11 protein-coding genes and 3 pseudogenes are annotated in these 17,118 nt (G+C 41.3%); 9 read left to right on the forward strand and 5 right to left on the reverse strand.

All coding sequences use genetic code 11. The features are described 5' to 3' along the window. Window positions 1-90: 90 nt before the first annotated feature. The 4 genes and pseudogenes from V7K60_RS18420 to V7K60_RS18435 all read left to right on the forward strand — a co-directional run. The gene (locus tag V7K60_RS18420) at window positions 91-1,956 is read left to right on the forward strand and encodes a VgrG-related protein (RefSeq protein WP_334927267.1); all 1,866 of its coding nucleotides are present in this window, start codon (window positions 91-93) and stop codon (window positions 1,954-1,956) included. A gap of 463 nt (window positions 1,957-2,419) precedes the next feature. After that, entirely contained in the window at window positions 2,420-2,683 is a 264-nt protein-coding gene (locus V7K60_RS18425) for a putative toxin-antitoxin system toxin component, PIN family (RefSeq protein ID WP_334927268.1), read from the forward strand. Window positions 2,684-2,907: 224 nt separating this feature from the next. Next, window positions 2,908-3,543 carry a restriction endonuclease subunit R gene (locus V7K60_RS18430; RefSeq protein ID WP_334927269.1) on the forward strand — a complete coding sequence of 212 codons (636 nt, stop codon included), beginning with the start codon at window positions 2,908-2,910 and terminating at the stop codon, window positions 3,541-3,543. Between the two features lie 69 nt (window positions 3,544-3,612). Then, window positions 3,613-3,921, forward strand: a pseudogene (locus tag V7K60_RS18435) (Uma2 family endonuclease); the annotation flags it as partial. 414 nt (window positions 3,922-4,335) lie between these two features. Here the strand turns inward: V7K60_RS18435 and V7K60_RS35320 are convergent. The 4 genes and pseudogenes from V7K60_RS35320 to V7K60_RS18450 form a co-directional block, all read right to left on the reverse strand. Next, window positions 4,336-4,525: pseudogene (locus V7K60_RS35320) on the reverse strand (hypothetical protein); the annotation flags it as partial. A gap of 267 nt (window positions 4,526-4,792) precedes the next feature. Then, window positions 4,793-5,215 (reverse strand): annotated as a pseudogene (locus V7K60_RS35325) (toll/interleukin-1 receptor domain-containing protein); the annotation flags it as partial. Between the two features lie 78 nt (window positions 5,216-5,293). Next, window positions 5,294-6,337 (reverse strand): glycerate kinase, encoded by a 1,044-nt coding sequence (locus V7K60_RS18445; protein WP_334927271.1) that lies wholly within the window; start codon window positions 6,335-6,337, stop codon window positions 5,294-5,296. Window positions 6,338-6,352: 15 nt separating this feature from the next. Further along, complete coding sequence (locus V7K60_RS18450) at window positions 6,353-6,685, reverse strand: DUF565 domain-containing protein (RefSeq protein WP_334927272.1); 333 nt, start codon at window positions 6,683-6,685, stop codon at window positions 6,353-6,355. 807 nt (window positions 6,686-7,492) lie between these two features. Between V7K60_RS18450 and V7K60_RS18455 the strand changes: the two genes are divergently transcribed. After that, the gene (locus V7K60_RS18455) at window positions 7,493-8,131 is read left to right on the forward strand and encodes a hypothetical protein (protein WP_334927273.1); all 639 of its coding nucleotides are present in this window, start codon (window positions 7,493-7,495) and stop codon (window positions 8,129-8,131) included. Window positions 8,132-8,343: 212 nt separating this feature from the next. Beyond that, on the forward strand, window positions 8,344-10,329 hold the full coding sequence (locus tag V7K60_RS18460; RefSeq protein ID WP_334927274.1) for an ArnT family glycosyltransferase: 1,986 nt from the start codon (window positions 8,344-8,346) through the stop codon (window positions 10,327-10,329). 160 nt (window positions 10,330-10,489) lie between these two features. Here the strand turns inward: V7K60_RS18460 and V7K60_RS18465 are convergent, their stop codons facing one another. Continuing rightward, entirely contained in the window at window positions 10,490-13,726 is a 3,237-nt protein-coding gene (locus tag V7K60_RS18465; protein WP_334927341.1) for a hybrid sensor histidine kinase/response regulator, read from the reverse strand. Window positions 13,727-14,386: 660 nt separating this feature from the next. Between V7K60_RS18465 and V7K60_RS18470 the strand changes: the two genes are divergently transcribed. The 3 genes from V7K60_RS18470 to kaiC all read left to right on the forward strand — a co-directional run bounded on the left by V7K60_RS18470 (window position 14,387) and on the right by kaiC (window position 17,031). Beyond that, a complete protein-coding gene (locus tag V7K60_RS18470) occupies window positions 14,387-14,968 on the forward strand; it encodes a KaiA family protein (RefSeq protein WP_334927275.1) in 582 nt (193 codons plus the stop codon). A gap of 109 nt (window positions 14,969-15,077) precedes the next feature. Next, a complete protein-coding gene (gene kaiB, locus V7K60_RS18475; protein ID WP_334927276.1) occupies window positions 15,078-15,392 on the forward strand; it encodes a circadian clock protein KaiB in 315 nt (104 codons plus the stop codon). Window positions 15,393-15,468: 76 nt separating this feature from the next. Next, window positions 15,469-17,031 (forward strand): circadian clock protein KaiC, encoded by a 1,563-nt coding sequence (gene kaiC / locus V7K60_RS18480; RefSeq protein ID WP_334927277.1) that lies wholly within the window; start codon window positions 15,469-15,471, stop codon window positions 17,029-17,031. Window positions 17,032-17,118: the final 87 nt, after the last annotated feature.

Below are 17,118 nucleotides of genomic sequence, written 5' to 3' on the forward strand. Positions count from 1 at the left end.
GCTAAAGGTTATCTCAATCCAACAACCTATCCCACCTGTCAAGGGAACAACCTCTAAATTTTTGCCTAACAACACTGAGAGTATCTTCCAATGTCTACCAAAAATAGTCAAACCCTTTATTTATCCAAGCCTATACTCAGACTGGGTGGAGCTAATGCACCAGATGAACTAATGAAGGATATTCTGGAAATCATTGTGGATGAAAGTTTACATATGCCAAGTATGTTTATTATCAAAATCCATAATGTCTATGTCCCTGCCAGTGAGAAAAGTGAGACATGGACAAACGAAAAGCACTTTAAAATTGGCGATGCGATCGCAATTGGATTTGAGGCTAGTACGACAGAAGATCCTGAATTTCAAGTGGGTGAAAAAGAGCAACGGTTAATTGAGGGCGAAATTACAGGTATTGAAGTCAAATTTTCTAAAACATCTGAAGCCCATATTATTGTGCGCGGCTATGATGTTTCCCATCGACTGCATCGGGGTCGATATAGCCGATCTTTTTTAAACTGTACGGATAGCGATATTGTGCGGCGTGTTGCTACCGAGGCGCGGATTCAAATTGGTCAAGTAGATACGAGTGGTGTCGTCCATGAATATGTTTTCCAAGAAAATCAAACCAATATGGAGTTTCTGCGGGAGCGCGCCGCAAGAATAGGGTTTGAACTCTTTGTGCAGAACAATAAGCTTTACTTTCGCAAGCCCAAAAGTGAAGCCTCTCTCAAGCTAGAGTGGATGAAGGATATTACTAGCTTCGATGTAAGAGTTACCAGTACAGAACAAGTCAGTTCGGTCGAGGTTAATAGCTGGGATTATAGTCAGAAAAATTTAATTTCAGAAACCGCCTCAAAGGAACAGTTAGTCACAGAGACAGGAAATGGCGACGGGAGCAGCATCAGTCAAGAGTTTAGAATGAAACAACCTCCTAAAATGATTGTAGTAGACCAACCTGTCAATAGCCCCGAAGAAGCAAAGCAGATGGCTCAAGCCCTCTGCAACGAGTTGAGCGGAGAATTTGTGACGGCGGATGCCAAAGCTGAGGGAAATCCAAAAATTCGACCTGGACGAGTCGTTGCACTTGCCGATATGGGAACCCGCTATACTGGTGATTACTACATTACAGGAACCTGTCACCGCTACAGCCGCAGGGTTTACAAAACTGATTTTACAGTTCGAGGGCTGAGAGAAGGTAGCTTACTTTCTACACTGCCGCCCAAAACCCATCTTCAGCCTGGTCAAACGCATTTAGTGGGTTTGGTAACTAATAATAATGATCCAAAAGGTTGGGGGCGCGTTAAAGTAAAATTCCCTACCTTAACCATGAAGGATGAAAGCCATTGGGCTAGGGTGGTAGGGCTAGGAGCAGGCAATGAAAGAGGATTTTATTGCTTGCCTGAGATCGACGACGAAGTTCTGGTTGCCTTTGAGCATGGAGATATTCATCGACCCTATATTATTGGTGGAGTTTGGAATGGTAAGGATAAAACAGTTGAACCTGTCAATGACACAATTAAAGACGGTCAAGTGAGACTACGTACCATAAAAACCCGGACAGGGCATACGGTTCAGTTTGTCGAGGAAGACAACTCAGACTCCAAAGCAGGAATCTACATTACGACCACGAATGGTCAGTGTGTCCATCTTAATGACAGTGAGGGATGTATAGACATTAAAACTTCTGGAATGATTAATTTGAGTGCTCAAGGTGAAGTCAGCGCAGGGTTAGCATTACCCAGTGCAATCAACATAGAAGCAACATTCCTTCCAATCAACATAAGCTCATCACTTGGTGGAATCAACATAGAATCAAAAGTCGGTCCAATCAACATAGAATCAGCAGTCGGCGGAATCAACTTAGCTTCAGCCACTAAAATCAGTATGGAGGCACCAGTTATTGCAATGCTGGGGGCTGTCACTGTTGACGGTCTAGCGGTTATGGTGGTACCAGCGTAAGAAGACTATTGCCTGCAATCGAATGGCACTAAGAAAAGCTCTAAGCTCTAGGCAATTCGCGCCGACAATCAAGATATTACTGGTTTAGACAGTCTCAAAAATAAAAAAATTGCTGTACAAATTGGTACTTGCCGATGACAGGAGTGATAGCCCGCAGTTCTGTAAACGTAGAAGCTGGTGCTTAAACTAGATTATCAACGATACTTCAAGGTCTATGGTTGTTAATTTTAGTAATTGCAACCCCAACCTTGCTCAAAATAATTCCCATTTCTATAGGACTTACGCACTGAAGCCTGAAACCTAGATCCCCCCTAGCCCCCCTTCAAAAGGGGGGAACTTCTAAAGCCCCCTTTTTAAGGCAGGGCTGTTTCATTTGATAAGGTCATGATTTTGTCAAGAGTATGAACAATAAATTTAGGGAAGTGGGAAAAAGAAAAATTACCACTTCAACGGATAAATTTAAGTGCAAACGCCATTTTCTTGTCCAATCAGCTTTTTTAGTCACTTGATTTTTTTGCTATTGTCAGAATTATGTCCAACGGTTACAGTAGATTTTCCCCAGCTACGCGACCCAGATGATACTGTAATTTTGGCAACAGCCTTAGCAGCTAATGCCGAAGTTATTGTTACAGGTGATTTAGATTTACTAGTGTTGATGGAATTTAACGTAATTCCCATTTTGACATCGCAAGATTTTCTCAATCGGTATTTTCCTGATATGCTCTAATTTAGATACAGTTCAATACCTGTGGTTTCTAACTCTTGTTTTTAGCGAAATTATGCTAATTATTTTGCAAATTGAGATATACCACTCACAATTATTGTAGATAGATTATTCAGATAAAATATCAATGACTATTTCTTGCCTATGAGGAATGTTTCTTTACTGAAATACTTATATGATCTGTTAATCTTCACAATTTTCTATAAGCCTTAATCAAACACAGATATATGACAATTTTCAGCGAGTGTAATTTATCCTTAGAAGAAGTTCATCGTCTGTTTTGCTTTGAAAGAGAGTACGATGACTCATTTTCTAACTATTTATCTCTGGAACCTCTCGCAGAAGCAGAACAGCAGGAACTTCTGCAAATTAGAAATGACTTTCGACGCTACCTTACAGCTGGTAAAGTTTCTGAGGGTCAGGTAAAGTTTCTTGCAGTTGCGCCTTTATTAAGATTAACTGGTTTTTATCGCTATCCTATCGAGATTGTTTTGGAGGAAAATATTGCTGATATTGAGGTTGAGGATGAAGATATCAAAATTAAAGGTAGATTTGAGATTTTAGCTATTAGCAAAGCTAAACATACAAAGCCTCAAACATATTTTTGGGTACTGTTAATTGAATCTAAAAATAGCCAGATTGATATATCAACAGGTTTGCCTCAGCTACTCACATACTCTTATAAAAATTTAGATAATCAAAAATCAGTTTGGGGATTAACTACTAATGGTAGAAGTTATCAGTTTGTCTATCTCGAACAAGGAAATCCCCCTATTTATTATCTGTTACCAGAATTAAATTTAATGGAAAGAGAGCGTTCAAGTCAGTTGCTACAAGTTTTAAAAGCAATTTGTCAACTTTAAAAGCATTGATACTGGAGTTCGGTAAATTATCCAAGTATTTAGGCGACGTATAAACCAAGGTAACAATTTATGAGTCAAGCCATACCTAAACTAGTAACATTCGATGAATTTGCTGCGTGGCGACCCGAAAGCGGAAGATACGAATTACACGATGGCGTGATTGTTGAAATGGCACAACCAGTTGGAGACCATGAAGATGTTGTGGGTTTTTTAGCACTAGAAATATCTGCTGATATCAAACGTCTAAATTTACCTTATTACATTCCAAAAACTGTATTAGTCAAAGTACTTGAAGGTGAATCAGCTTATTCACCAGACATATTAATAATCAATCGACCAAACTTAGTGAATGAACCTTCGTGGAAAAAAGAAATGACTTATTTATAAATATTCACAATTTTCTGTAAGTCTTATATGTTAAAGTTTACAGGTCTTGACGCGAGAGAAGAAGACCCACTTACCGCCACCACCCCATCACATCCAGCCACAACCAGAACCCAACCATAACCATAACCCAAATACAAATAAAACTAAGTAAATCGCGCACCCGTATATAACCAAGTAAATCGCGCAATCGTGTATAGTCTACGCCTTTCTCAGACAGAAGATCATTATCGGTAGATTGCTGTTCTAGTCGCAGTTTATCAGCGTTCCCAATAGTTTGAGGAGGCGGTGCTAAAGCTTCTTGCGACAAATCTGTTTGCTCGAAAGAAGAAGGCATTTCTTGTGAAATCTGCCTATTTTGCAGACTATTTTCGTTAATTTGTGCTTCTATTTCTGTGGAGGCTTTTTGCTCATCCAACTGCCAAAACAAATCAGCAATTATCGCCGAATCTTCTGCATAGCTTGGGTCATCATACTCAATTTCATTAACGAGATCGCCCCAAGTATCTTCACCTAACCAATCCAAATTAGAAGAGTCACATGCCAAATCAGCAGGAATTATTTCCTCAATTCCTAAAGGCATCTCAGGATCGTCAGCGATCAGAACTTTTTCTTGTTTTCGTTGTCGTTGTAGCCTATCTGCCTCTTCTTGTTCTTGTTGTCTTCGTAGTCTTTCTGCTTCCTGTCTTTGTGGCCTATCTGCTTCTTCTTGTTGTTCCTGTAGCCGCAGCCTTTCTGCTTCCTGTTGTTGTAACTTTCTAGTTTCCTCTTCTTGTTCCCGTAGTCGCAGCTTACCTGCTTCCTGTTTTTGGCTTCGTTCGTCTCTTTCCTTCTTTAGCTTCTCAGCAGCCGCCCGAATTCCTCTAGCTACATCTGTGAAGGCTTCATCTTGATTGTGCCAATTTCTTGACACTACAGGTTCAGCATTCTTAGGCAAAGCTTGAAGTTTTGCAAATGGTGCGCCACTCCAATCAACGCTTCGCAGAATAACTGGGATAACACAAGCCTCTCCAGCATGGTGACGTTGTATTGCTTTCTTAACTTCGACATCCCAGCAATATTTAGAAAAAAGAAAATCTGAACTGATGAGCAACAGAATGATGTCAGCGGTGTTTAGATTATCGTTAATTTGATGATCCCACTCCTCTCCAGGTAGTATTTTGCGATCGTGCCAGCTTGAAATCACACCCTGCCATTCTAATATGGTCAGGTGTTTAGCTAATTCATCCCGTAGAGTTTCGTCTTTGTGAGAGTAAGAAAAGAAAAGCTGTAACGATACCTCTGGCATTTTTGGTCTAAGGGTAGGGTAAATCACGCTTTAAGCAAATTATAGTGTTTTTACCTGATTTGCTTGAGAACTAACGCCCTAAGTGCGATCGCAATACACTTGACCAAAACTATGATCGGGATTAATCTCAATCACTAAATCAACCGCTGTCGCATCTCTTACCAACGATGTAATGAATAATTCCGGGTGCAGCGATCGCCAAAAATAATTGACAAATTGCTCTATCTCTGCATTACTCATTCCCGATTTCCCCGCAGCAATCATCTGCTGTTCTGCCTGTTTACGCCACTCTAAAGAACAGCGGTAATCGATGGGATACAGCACAATTAAACTGTCCAATCGCTCCCACAGTGGTAAATAATCGTGGAGGCGAAGATTCATATCGCGGGCGAATGCTCTATCTTCATCTGTGACAATTGGCGGTGGTGCAGTATCAAATAAATCAGGGTCGATTGGTCGCACACCCACAAACCAACCTTCAAATAGTACAATATCTACATCCGTCACCATTTCGGAAGTAGTGCGATCGCCAGCACCTCCAAAAGCAGATTTATCAAAGCGGGGAAGCATCACTGGACTTTGCGACTGGCAAATTTGATCTAGTACATTTAAGCCTAAGTCTATATCGTGGGTTCCTGGTGGGCCACGCCAAATCAAGCGGGGATCTTGCTGTGTTAGGAGTAAGCGATCGCTGTAAGTTTTATATAAGTCATCCAAAGATAAACTCACAGTCCTGTATCCCAAATGATCGAGAATCAAAATCAGAATCTTTGACATTGTGGTTTTACCAGTGCCTTGTCCTCCCAATATTCCTTGAATCAGGGGACGTGCCAACTGTTGACGCTGCGATGCTAATTTGATCCCCAAAGGCAGCCACAAGTCCCACAACACCTGTAACATTTCCTGGGGTTGTACTTGGAGAGTAGCTTGGCAGAATTCGCTAAAAGCTGGGAAGACAGATTTTAGTAAATGCGATCGCCTTTCGATCATTTCATCAACATTTTCCGGTGCGATCCCAAAAGCTTTTGCCCTTAACCGATCTGCCAGCGCTGCTTCTCTTGCTTCTGGCTTCCAAGTTTCCCCCACCCCATTGGTTGCCAAAACACTCAGCCACAAATTCATAAATTCTCCATCTCACTACGATCCCAGCTTAAAAGCTTCGAGAAACAGGCTGTAGATGAAACCAACTTTCAGGAGATTTAGTGAGTCTACCAAGAGCGATCGCCTATCCAAAAAGCTGCGACTATAAAATATTCTGCTGGTAATTTCCGTCAACAGTACTAAAAAACCAGCTACCACAATGTCTAACTCTGCCCGTTGTCCGGCTGTAGTAGAAACTGCGTTTCCCAGAAAAAAACCGAACAAAAAACTAATTATCAGCAACGATAGTCGTCGCCAAGGATTTAAAAACCATTGCCCAAAGCGTGTAGCAATGGCATCAAACAAGTTGTTGAGACGAGTGTTTTGCATCAAAGGGACTTCTGGGAAAAGTCAAAATATCTTGAAATATATCTATATTAAGGTAAGGAGGATATTGGTTTTAGCATCAGCTTGTTTGTTAATATTGTATATATCTATTGGAATTCCAGTGTTTATTCAAATTTGACCATTCTATCATCTTCAGAGAAGTATCGTTTCTTAGAGGATGTTTGGAAACAATAAATATTTAGTTTGATCCCTACGTTCAAGCCTTAAAAAATGGGAAAATGATTCAAAATTCCCCTTTTTAAAGGAAACTAGTCCGTTCTATGGATTTGCTGACTTGGATTCATGTATGGAAATAAGCTACTCGTAGCGTCTCCCAAAAGGAGAAGGGACTTGCGTAGATTTAGGAAGGAGGATCTCTAAGCTATTGGTATATCACCAAGCACTTTTAAAACATCCTCTTAAGGTAGCTTTTCATAGCAGAAGAGAAAATATCCCACTTAGATTTATCTGACGTTTAGCAAAAGATGTCTTGTAGAGGCTGCTAGCGGTTTCAGGAAACTTTTATTTTTTTATACAAATGAATTGGCTTAATAGGTATCAAATTATCTTGTTTTTATCCATACTTACGGTCAAAATCCAAAGTAATGGGTGTCTGTACCTCTTGTGTTTAAAACATCAAAGAGATTATATCCTGCAAATGTTTTCTAATCAAAATGATATTTATCATACATTCGTGTTCCTAATTTTAGGAAAGTCTATATTAGGCTATTTTGTGTGATTGCCTTTTGGGATAATAGGCTACTATTTGGTCAAGCTTAGACAAAATATTTATTTCTAATAACTATCAATATGAAATCTTCAGTGTATCGTAACGTCGGTATTACAGCTTTGTGCTTGGGACTGCTTGTTGCTCTGGCGGGATACTTTGGAGTAAACGTATCCTTTGAGTCCGCCAACCCAGATACAAACCGAGATACATCTTCACAACTGCCAACAGAAACTCAAGAGTGGCAGACAACTTCGGTTTTACCTGAAAAAGGTATTTCCGCTAGTCTATCTACACCAGCACCTACCCCAACCAATCAAGTAGAACATAGCAGTAAAGAGAATACTTATCCTGTCTTGGCAGAGCGTGATAAATCAGCAAACATTGCCAAGGATCAAGGGACTTTGCGAATGAGCAATCAAACAAATCAGCCTGTGCGGCTGGTTCTACTGGCACGACAGTCAGTAGCAAAAGGATCTAGTAAAAAACAGACTCACTATGATGTACCGGCACATTGGGATTTTGCTCCCGAAGAAGGTAGTGAGAAGGGACTGGTTCTATCCCTACCTCAGAATAATTTAAAGCTGGAGAAGGGAGATGTTTTAGTTGCTTTTGCACAAGATGGTTCCCGTCGTTACTGGGGTCCTTATATTATTGGCGAAACTCAATTACCTAAGTGGAATTCCCAAAACAGAGAATGGCAACTTGTGCTGAGTCAATAAATATTGCTAAGTGGTAAATCTTGAGTACGGAAGCAATTTTTGGAGAGTGGGCATTGTTTACCGTTTGCTCAAACCTTTATTTTTACATCCTTACCCTACAGTTGGTAAAGTGTTAAGTAATGGATAGAGGAAAATTGTTGAATTAAAAGCTCTGAAGAACAAAAGATAGATAACCAACGACTATTGATTAGTGATTGTTGACTATTGACTAAATGAGAATGAAATTGAGTGTTAAGCACACTGTTGATCGGTGGTTCAACAAAATAGCAAAAAATCCAGCCCTGAGTGTAACTGTGTCGATTTTGTGGTTGATGGTGGTTGGCTGGGTGGCTTTTGGGTGGAATTTGGGCAACACTGGCTTGATTGATGAGACAGAGCCGCTCTTTGCCGAAGCTTCCCGCCAGATGTTCGTCACAGGTGATTGGATTACCCCATTTTTCAATGGTGACACTCGTTTCGATAAACCTGCTTTAATTTACTGGTGTCAGGCGATCGCATATCATCTGATTGGCGTGAATGAATGGGCAGTACGCCTTCCTTCCGCGATCGCAGCATTCGGCTTAGTTTGTTTAGCTTTTTACACCATCCAGTGGTATCTGGCTAAACAAGATGAATTAGAGCAAGTTTCACGTCCTACTCGTCGCTACTTAACATCTTTTATAGCAGCAGCACTCATGGCACTCAATCCCGAAACTATTATTTGGGCGAGAACGGGTGTCTCTGATATGCTGCTCACCGGATGTATGGCATCGGCTTTGTTATGTTTCTTTCTAGGGTATGCAGGGAAGGAAGAAAGCAGGGAGCAGGGGAGCAGGGAGCAGGGAGCAGGGGAGAAGAGTTTTCCCCTTTGCCCCCCGCACCCCGCCCCTCTGCCTCTTTTCAATGCCCAATCCCCACTTGCCCTGAGCGAAGCCGAAGGGATGCCCTATGCCCCATTTCCTAATAAGTGGTACTTAGCTTTTTATGTGCTGATTGCTGGCGCAATTTTGACTAAGGGGCCAGTGGGAATTGTTTTACCGGGGATAATTGTTACCGCCTTTTTATTTTACGTGGGTAAAGTGCGAGAGGTGTTGCAGGAAATGCGCCTTCTCGTAGGTATACTGATAATTATCGCTTTGTCAGTGCCCTGGTATGCTTTAGTAATTTGGCGCAATGGCTGGAATTACATTAACTCCTTTTTTGGTTATCACAACCTGGAACGCTTTACAGAAGTAGTTAATGGTCACTCAGCACCTTGGTATTTTTACTTTTTAGTCGTGCTGTTGGGTTTTGCACCATACTCAGTGTATTTACCAGCTTCAATAATCAGACTAAAGTTTTGGCAGCGATCGCATTGGCGATCCCTTGAACGTTTTCAGCAATTTGGTTTATTTTCCTGGTTCTGGTTTGCTAGCATCTTTGCCTTTTTTAGCATTGCTGTTACTAAACTCCCTAGCTACGTATTGCCTTTAATGCCAGCAGCAGCAATCCTGGTAGCCCTGTTGTGGAGCGACCTTTTTTCAGATCCAAAGACACGGCAAACAATTCCTGTTTCCCCCTCTCCCACTCCGTCCATCTCCGCGTCTTTGCTGCGAATGAGTGGTTGGGTGAATGTAGTATTTTTATCAGTTCTGGCAACAGCACTGCTTAACATAACCCACATATTAGGTACCGATCCAGCGATAAGTAACTTCCACGAACTAATTCAACAATCTGGTTTACCAGTAATCGCGGGTATAATTTGGCTAGTTTGTGCTGTTTTGGTTGCGGGTTTATTATTGAGTCGCCGCTGGAACTACATCATCAGTATTAATTTAATCGGGTTTGTGGCGTTTATAATTTTTGTCTTAACGCCTGCTTCGTTCTTTATTGATCGAGAACGTCAATTACCCTTAAGGGAATTGTCTGCGGTCATTTTAGAAGCAAAACAACCAAACGAAGAATTGATCATGCTTGGCTTCAAAAAGCCTAGTGTGGTATTTTACAGCCACATCCACGTAAATTATTTAAAGTTTCCCAAAGAGGCTGTAGAGCATATTAAAAACCAAGCTGCTAAAGGACTAAAACCTTCCTCAGTGCTGCTGTTGACCGAACAGAAAAAGTTTTTACAAATGGACTTACAGCCAGATGATTACAAAAATTTATCGACCAAGGGTGCTTATAACTTGGTTCGAGTTCTTTTTAAGAAAATGAAAAATGAAAAAATAGACATATCTTAATTGGGAATGGGGCATCCCTTCGGCTTCTCTTCGAGACGCTACGCGAACGCTCAGGGCAAGTGGGCATTGGGCACAAGAGGAAGAAGTGTACAGGGGCAGAGGAGAAAAACTTACTGCAACTTCTCCCCTGCTCCCCTGCTCTCTTCCTTCCTCATTGCCATTAACATTTGTCATTGTAATCGTTGACAGCTAAAGCTTGATTGATCTGGTTTAAGAGGTCTTCCATTGATATCGATCGCGGTAATATTTGGGTAGCGATCGCACCAACAACAGTTTCTATCGATTCCAAACCATTCTTCTTCTGCTGATTAATTTCCCGATAAGCTAATCCATCCTGGAAACTGGTTTCTGAGCGATTTAATCGCTGATTTAGTACCAAAATTGGTGGCAACTTTAAAGGCGAATCTCCTAATGTTTTCAGTGCTTTGAGTACATCTTTGTGGATAGAGGTTTCTCCTAAACAAATTAGCAGTAAGTCAACGCTTTCGTGGCGAATTTGTTGCAACACTTCTGCCCAACAAGGACTCATCGCCGCTTTGAAGCCTGCTGTTTGGAGGTATTGAATTAAAGCTTGGAACCATTCAGATCCCCGTTCAGCAGTTTCACTACTAATTGAGCAATTTTTTTCTGTCCGATAACCCTTAGCTGGCTTACGTCTTACCTGGGGGAAATCCCGCAGCATTGTTAAATCTACTACTAAGATGTTGGGAGGGCAGGAAATACCAGAAGCAATTTCCAGTACTGATAGTAAGGCATCTGTTTTCTCAGTGCGAGTGCTGTTGTCTTTCGCAAATGGTGTTAAGTAAGGAAATACAGATAGCCCTGGTATTTTAGAAGCTATTAGGGTAGTTGCAACATCACAAGTAACCAGTGGTATAGCTGCTAAACGCGGATGTCCAATTAGTTGTTGCAAATAAATTTGGGCGGTGGTACTTTCGACATCTAACAAAATCACATCAAATTGCCATACCCGCGCCAAAAGTTCTGCCTGATCTAGGTCATCTACTTCAATCACCCGATGTTCTCGAAGTGAGGGGTGGGGATTGACAGATTCCAACTGGGGATTCACCAACCTAAGAATTCGCAGTGGGGTTTTAATTGGGGTAATTGTACTATTGTTTAATCCTTGCTGCAAAATTGCTTGTGCAGTACATAATTTTTCTAGAACTGGTGCTAAGACCTGATGTTCTACTGGCAAACTCAAAAAACCATCAGCTCGGTTAGCAAATGCTTGCTCCTTTTCAGCTCCCGTTGCTGTCACAATTACAGATATATGACGAGTTGCGCTGTCAGATTTTAGTAAAGTCAGCACATCCCAACCTGATAGCAGGGGTAGCAACGGATTTAAAAATATTGCTATTGGTTGCAAGCGCCGCGCTTTTTCGACTGCTTCTGTCCCCGATCGCGCAATTATTACCCGATATCCTAAACCTTTGAGTTGTTCGGTCAAGTCTTCAATATATCGGGCTACTGCCTCGACTACCAAAACCAATCGTTGCGAACTCGCAAGATGATGCTGTGTGGGCGTACTAGGATGCTGACGAGCGGCGGCGAGATTTTCCGGTGTCGGTTGGTATTGTGTCTCCTGGTCTTCTCTAATTCCCATATCTGGTTCCGAAAAGCCTGTTTTCGGAGGGCTGGGCGGCAGAAGTAGTGTAAACTGGCTACCTTTACCTTCACGCGATAAGAAGCTGACATCTCCTCCGTGGAGACGAGCCAAGGCGCGAGTTAATACTAGCCCCAAACCAGTGCCTTCAAATTGGCGGGTGAGGGGATTTTCTAGTTGTTGGAATTTTTGAAAGATTAAGTGTTGCTGGTGTTCAGGAATGCCAATACCTGTATCCCAAACTGTAAAGGCAATCCATCCTTCCCAACGACTTACCCGCAGCCCAATTTCGCCAGATATTTCGGTGAATTTAAAGGCGTTGGAAAGTAGGTGTACTAGCATCTGGCGTAAGCGCAACTCATCTGCCACTATCTGATCTAAGCCTAGTTCAATGGAAAGACAGAATTGGGGAGCAGATGAACGGGCATTTGCAGGTGGCGGGGCAGATGTTGCTTTAGTGGTTTGAGTGTGGATAGCTTTGGCTTCCGATAGGGCGCGATCGCACACAGCCCGAATTGTCACCGGAGTCAGCGTCAAATCCATTTGTCCCGTTTCCATCCGGGTCAAATCTAAAATGTCATTCACCACACTCATCAGGTGGCGTCCGCTTTGATGAATCAGTCCTGCATAACGGGCTTGACGCTCGTTAAGTTCTCCCAACTGCTGATCCACTAGCAAGCGCGATAATCCTAAAACCGCAGTTAGGGGAGTTTTGAGTTCATGACTAATACAAGCTAAAAACTCGTCTTTTAACCGATTTAGTTGAATTAAATCGGCATTCTTTGCTGCTAGTTCTTTACAAAGTTGCTGCTGTTCAGTCACATCAGTAGCTAAAACCAACCACAAATCAGTGCTGAGTGCAATCTCCTCTTGGGCACTCATAACTTTAAATTCAGGATTATCTAAAGGAATTTTAGCAAACTGCCAGATTCGCTCTTGACCATTTTGCACTTCGACAACGCAGGTACAAGTACCCACCTGACTATCCAAATAGCATCGGCTGTATGCAGCATCACCTGATGCTTCTTGCTGAATCAGTTCTTCTTCACCACTATGCTCATTTTCCCTACCATTGGGATGAACTTTGATTGCTGGTTGGGTGGCATATTCTGCTATTTCAGAGCGTTTAGGGACAAGTATTGCCTCTACCTGTTGCCTAACTCCTTCTGGATCTTTCAAGGTTCCTAATTGCTGCCACCAGGCGGGATTTCGTGCTAACACCTCGCCAGTACCCGTTTGCAACATCAAAGGCCAAGGCAGTCTTTCTAGCAAGTGTACTAGTGGCTGGTGTTTTAACGAATTCGATTCATTTGATCCACCATCATACTCATGGCGATGCTCGCTAGACCTTTTTAAGCCAGCCATACGTTCCTGAGCCAGCGATCGCAACAGGCGTGAACTATCTAGCAGCCCCAAATATCGACCCTCAGAGTCAATCAGCGCCCAATCTAAGTTTTGAGGTTTTTCGACTTGTGAATCGCACCAGCGCAAGCTTAATCGCTCTACACGCTCAGAAGCTGATATTGTCTGTATTGGCTCAATTAGACCTTGACCCCAGGTCGAGAGCGATTGATGTAAATTTAGATTTTTATCGTCACTTTGTGCTAATAATTTTGGGATTAAACGGGCAGAATACAGCAATCCGATGGGGAATTGCTGTTGATTCACTACTACCAAGCGATCGCACTGCTGTTGCTCAAAAATCTCCAACACCACTGCCAGAGAACTTGTTTGGGGGCAGCTAGGTACGGTTGCCTGAAAGTCATAAAGCGGGTAATCTAACATTAACATAGGGATTTGGGGGTCATTCTTCCTGTGGAACCCTCCAGCATTTCCATCTGCCAGTTGATGGTCTTTTCGCCTGAAGTCATATCCTCTAAGAAGACTCATATAAGCAACTCTGGTTATTTGAACGCCATTAAAACAACGGGATTTCACCTAACGGACACGGGAATTGCGAACGAGTGCATTTTTCCAAGAGGCGGCGTTTTTAATTTCTAGCAACTAGCCAACCTCCCCAGCGTCTTACTGGTATTTAAACTCCTCATCGATAGTGACGGCTAAAACAATTATGGCCCCAAAGATTCGCTTTAGAACCTTGAGGAATTATAATGATTTGGAATGCGACAATCCTTTAAGTTCGTTTAAGTTTCTTATCAAGGAGCAAAATCAAAAAATCTATCTATTTATTTACATATTTATGTAAATCATGAGTTAATTATTGTGTCTTGCTATGCCGACGAATACCTGATCATCAAAGACCTACTAAGTTCTACCAGTTAGTTGCTGCACTAGATTGTTAAGTGTGTAGCACTATCTATTCGCATAAAGCGTTATTTTGGGGTTAAATCACCAGTTGACTGCACACCCAGTATCCCCTATAAGCGTTAGCCAAAGTTATCAGCCCATGTTTATTGGTCAGGGCGATCGAGGAGATATATTCAAGAATAAATGTTATTACCGATATTGATTCTGCAATCTAATGTTAACAAATGCTTAAATAATTCAGTCGACTTAGCCAACCTAAAAGGTTTGAGTACGTGGGTGGGGCAATTGATGGATGCAATTATTGCCCAATTTTGCTACTTACCTGTTGCTGCAACGACCTCTGGAAAAATAAACTACTTACCAAATTGGCCGCCACTAAATCCAAGTAAGGCATACACTAGCAAGTACATTTATGTATTTGCCAGTCAGATGCAAAAAAGTCAACAGTATTTTCAGGAGATGACTCCGGCAGAAAAACAAGGATTATTAAGACAGCTTAAAATAGATTATAGCCTGATTCTTATAGATTATTTTACTACAGACAAAACACTCAAAGATAAAATTGATAAATTTATCAATACTATATTTTATGCTAATATTCCTGTGCCCCAAATAATCGAAATTCACATGGAGATAATTGAAGAATTTTCTAACCAGCTAAAATTAGAAGGTAGGAGCAATGAAACGTTACTTGATTACCGCCTAACGTTGATCGATATCTTGGCTCACTTGTGCGAAGTCTATAGGAGTTCGATTTCTAAATAAATTAAGTTTATCGCTGTATATTCAAATTGGAATAAGCTACTGCTGTTAGTTACTCCCAATGCGCGAACACATCTTGTTATTTTTATGCTCATAACTAGTTATTAAGTATATGATTAAAGCCAGAAAAACTTACGTTCTTAAGCTTTACGTAGCCGGAAACACCCCGAATTCAGTCCGGGCATTAAAAACACTCAAAGATATTTTAGAGCAGGAGTTTGAAGGCATTTATGCTTTAAAAGTGATCGATGTATTGAAAAGTCCGCAACTGGCGGAAGAAGATAAAATATTGGCAACGCCAACATTATCTAAAATTTTGCCTCCACCTGTTCGCAAAATTATTGGGGATCTTTCAGATAGGGAAAGAGTCTTGATTGGATTGGATTTGCTCTATGAAGAACTGAGTGAAGAAGATTTTGAAGAGTAAATTTTTAATTATAAAAAATTGAGTCCAAACTTTAGTAATAAAAAAACAGGTTTTAATACCCTTTTGTTATCAAGCAATGAATGAAAACGAGCAACTAGAACCAAAACAGCCACCAATAATTAGGGGTATAGAAAAAATTCGGACGATGATCGAAGGATTTGACGATATTAGTCATGGTGGTTTACCAATTGGTAGAACTACCTTGATCAGCGGCACATCCGGCACAGGCAAAACTTTATTCTCTCTTCAGTTTCTCTATAACGGTATTACTTACTTTGATGAAGCAGGAGTATTTGTAACCTTTGAGGAATCACCGAGTGATATTATTAGAAATGCTCATGTTTTTGGTTGGAACTTGCCCCGCTTAATTGAAGAAGGCAAGTTGTTTATTCTTGACGCATCTCCCGATCCAGAAGGTCAAGATATCGTTGGGAATTTTGACCTTTCTGCACTGATTGAGCGCTTGCAATATGCCATCCGCAAATACAAAGCTAAACGAGTTTCAATCGACTCAATAACAGCAGTATTTCAGCAGTATGAAGCGATGGGAGTAGTGCGACGCGAAATTTTTCGCCTAGTAGCACGTCTCAAACTACTGAGTGTCACCACTCTAATTACCACTGAACGTAGTGAAGAGTATGGGCCTGTTGCCTCTTTCGGAGTGGAAGAATTTGTTTCCGATAATGTAGTAATTGTTCGCAACGCTTTAGAAGGAGAACGCCGCCGCCGCACAATTGAAATCCTTAAGTTGCGCGGTACAACTCACATGAAAGGCGAGTATCCCTTCACGATTACTAATGAAGGAGTTAACATCTTTCCACTCGGAGCAATGCGCTTAACTCAACGGTCTTCTAATGTTAGAGTATCTTCTGGTGTCAAAACCTTAGATGAAATGTGCGGTGGTGGTTTCTTTAAAGATTCAATTATTTTGGCAACAGGAGCTACAGGTACTGGTAAAACCCTATTAGTAAGTAAATTTATTCAAGATGGCTGCCTCAATGGAGAACAGGTAATATTATTTGCTTATGAAGAATCACGCGCTCAACTATCTCGTAATGCTTCCTCTTGGGGAATTGATTTTGAAGAATTAGAACATCAAGGTTTACTCAAAATAATCTGTACTTATCCTGAATCAACTGGTTTAGAAGACCACTTACAAATAATTAAATCAGAAATTGCTATTTTCAAACCTGCTCGGATTGCCATTGATTCTCTATCAGCACTAGCTAGAGGAGTTACGAATAATGCATTTCGGCAGTTTGTAATTGGTGTGACAGGTTATGCCAAACAAGAAGAAATTACTGGTTTCTTCACCAACACAACCGACCAATTTCTGGGAGCGCATTCGATTACTGACTCTCATATTTCCACGATTACCGATACAATTCTGATGTTACAGTACGTAGAAATTCGCGGAGAAATGTCGCGGGCAATTAACGTATTCAAAATGCGCGGATCTTGGCATGATAAGGGAATTCGTGAGTATAATATTACTGCTGATGGCCCCGAAATTAAAGATTCTTTCCGAAACTACGAACGGATTATCAGCGGTGCTCCTACTCGCGTTAGTATCGATGAAAAGGCGGAACTTTCTCGCATTGTTAGACGTTTTGAAGACAAACAGAGTTCCGAACCCTAAATTTAGTATCGTAGTATATTCTTTCCTAAGTTTAGTATCGTGCTATATTCTGTGGTGAAGAAAGGTTTTCTGCCGCTAGATTGATTT

The sequence above is a fragment of the Nostoc sp. genome, assembly GCF_036917555.1.
Taxonomy (GTDB): domain Bacteria; phylum Cyanobacteriota; class Cyanobacteriia; order Cyanobacteriales; family Nostocaceae; genus Nostoc.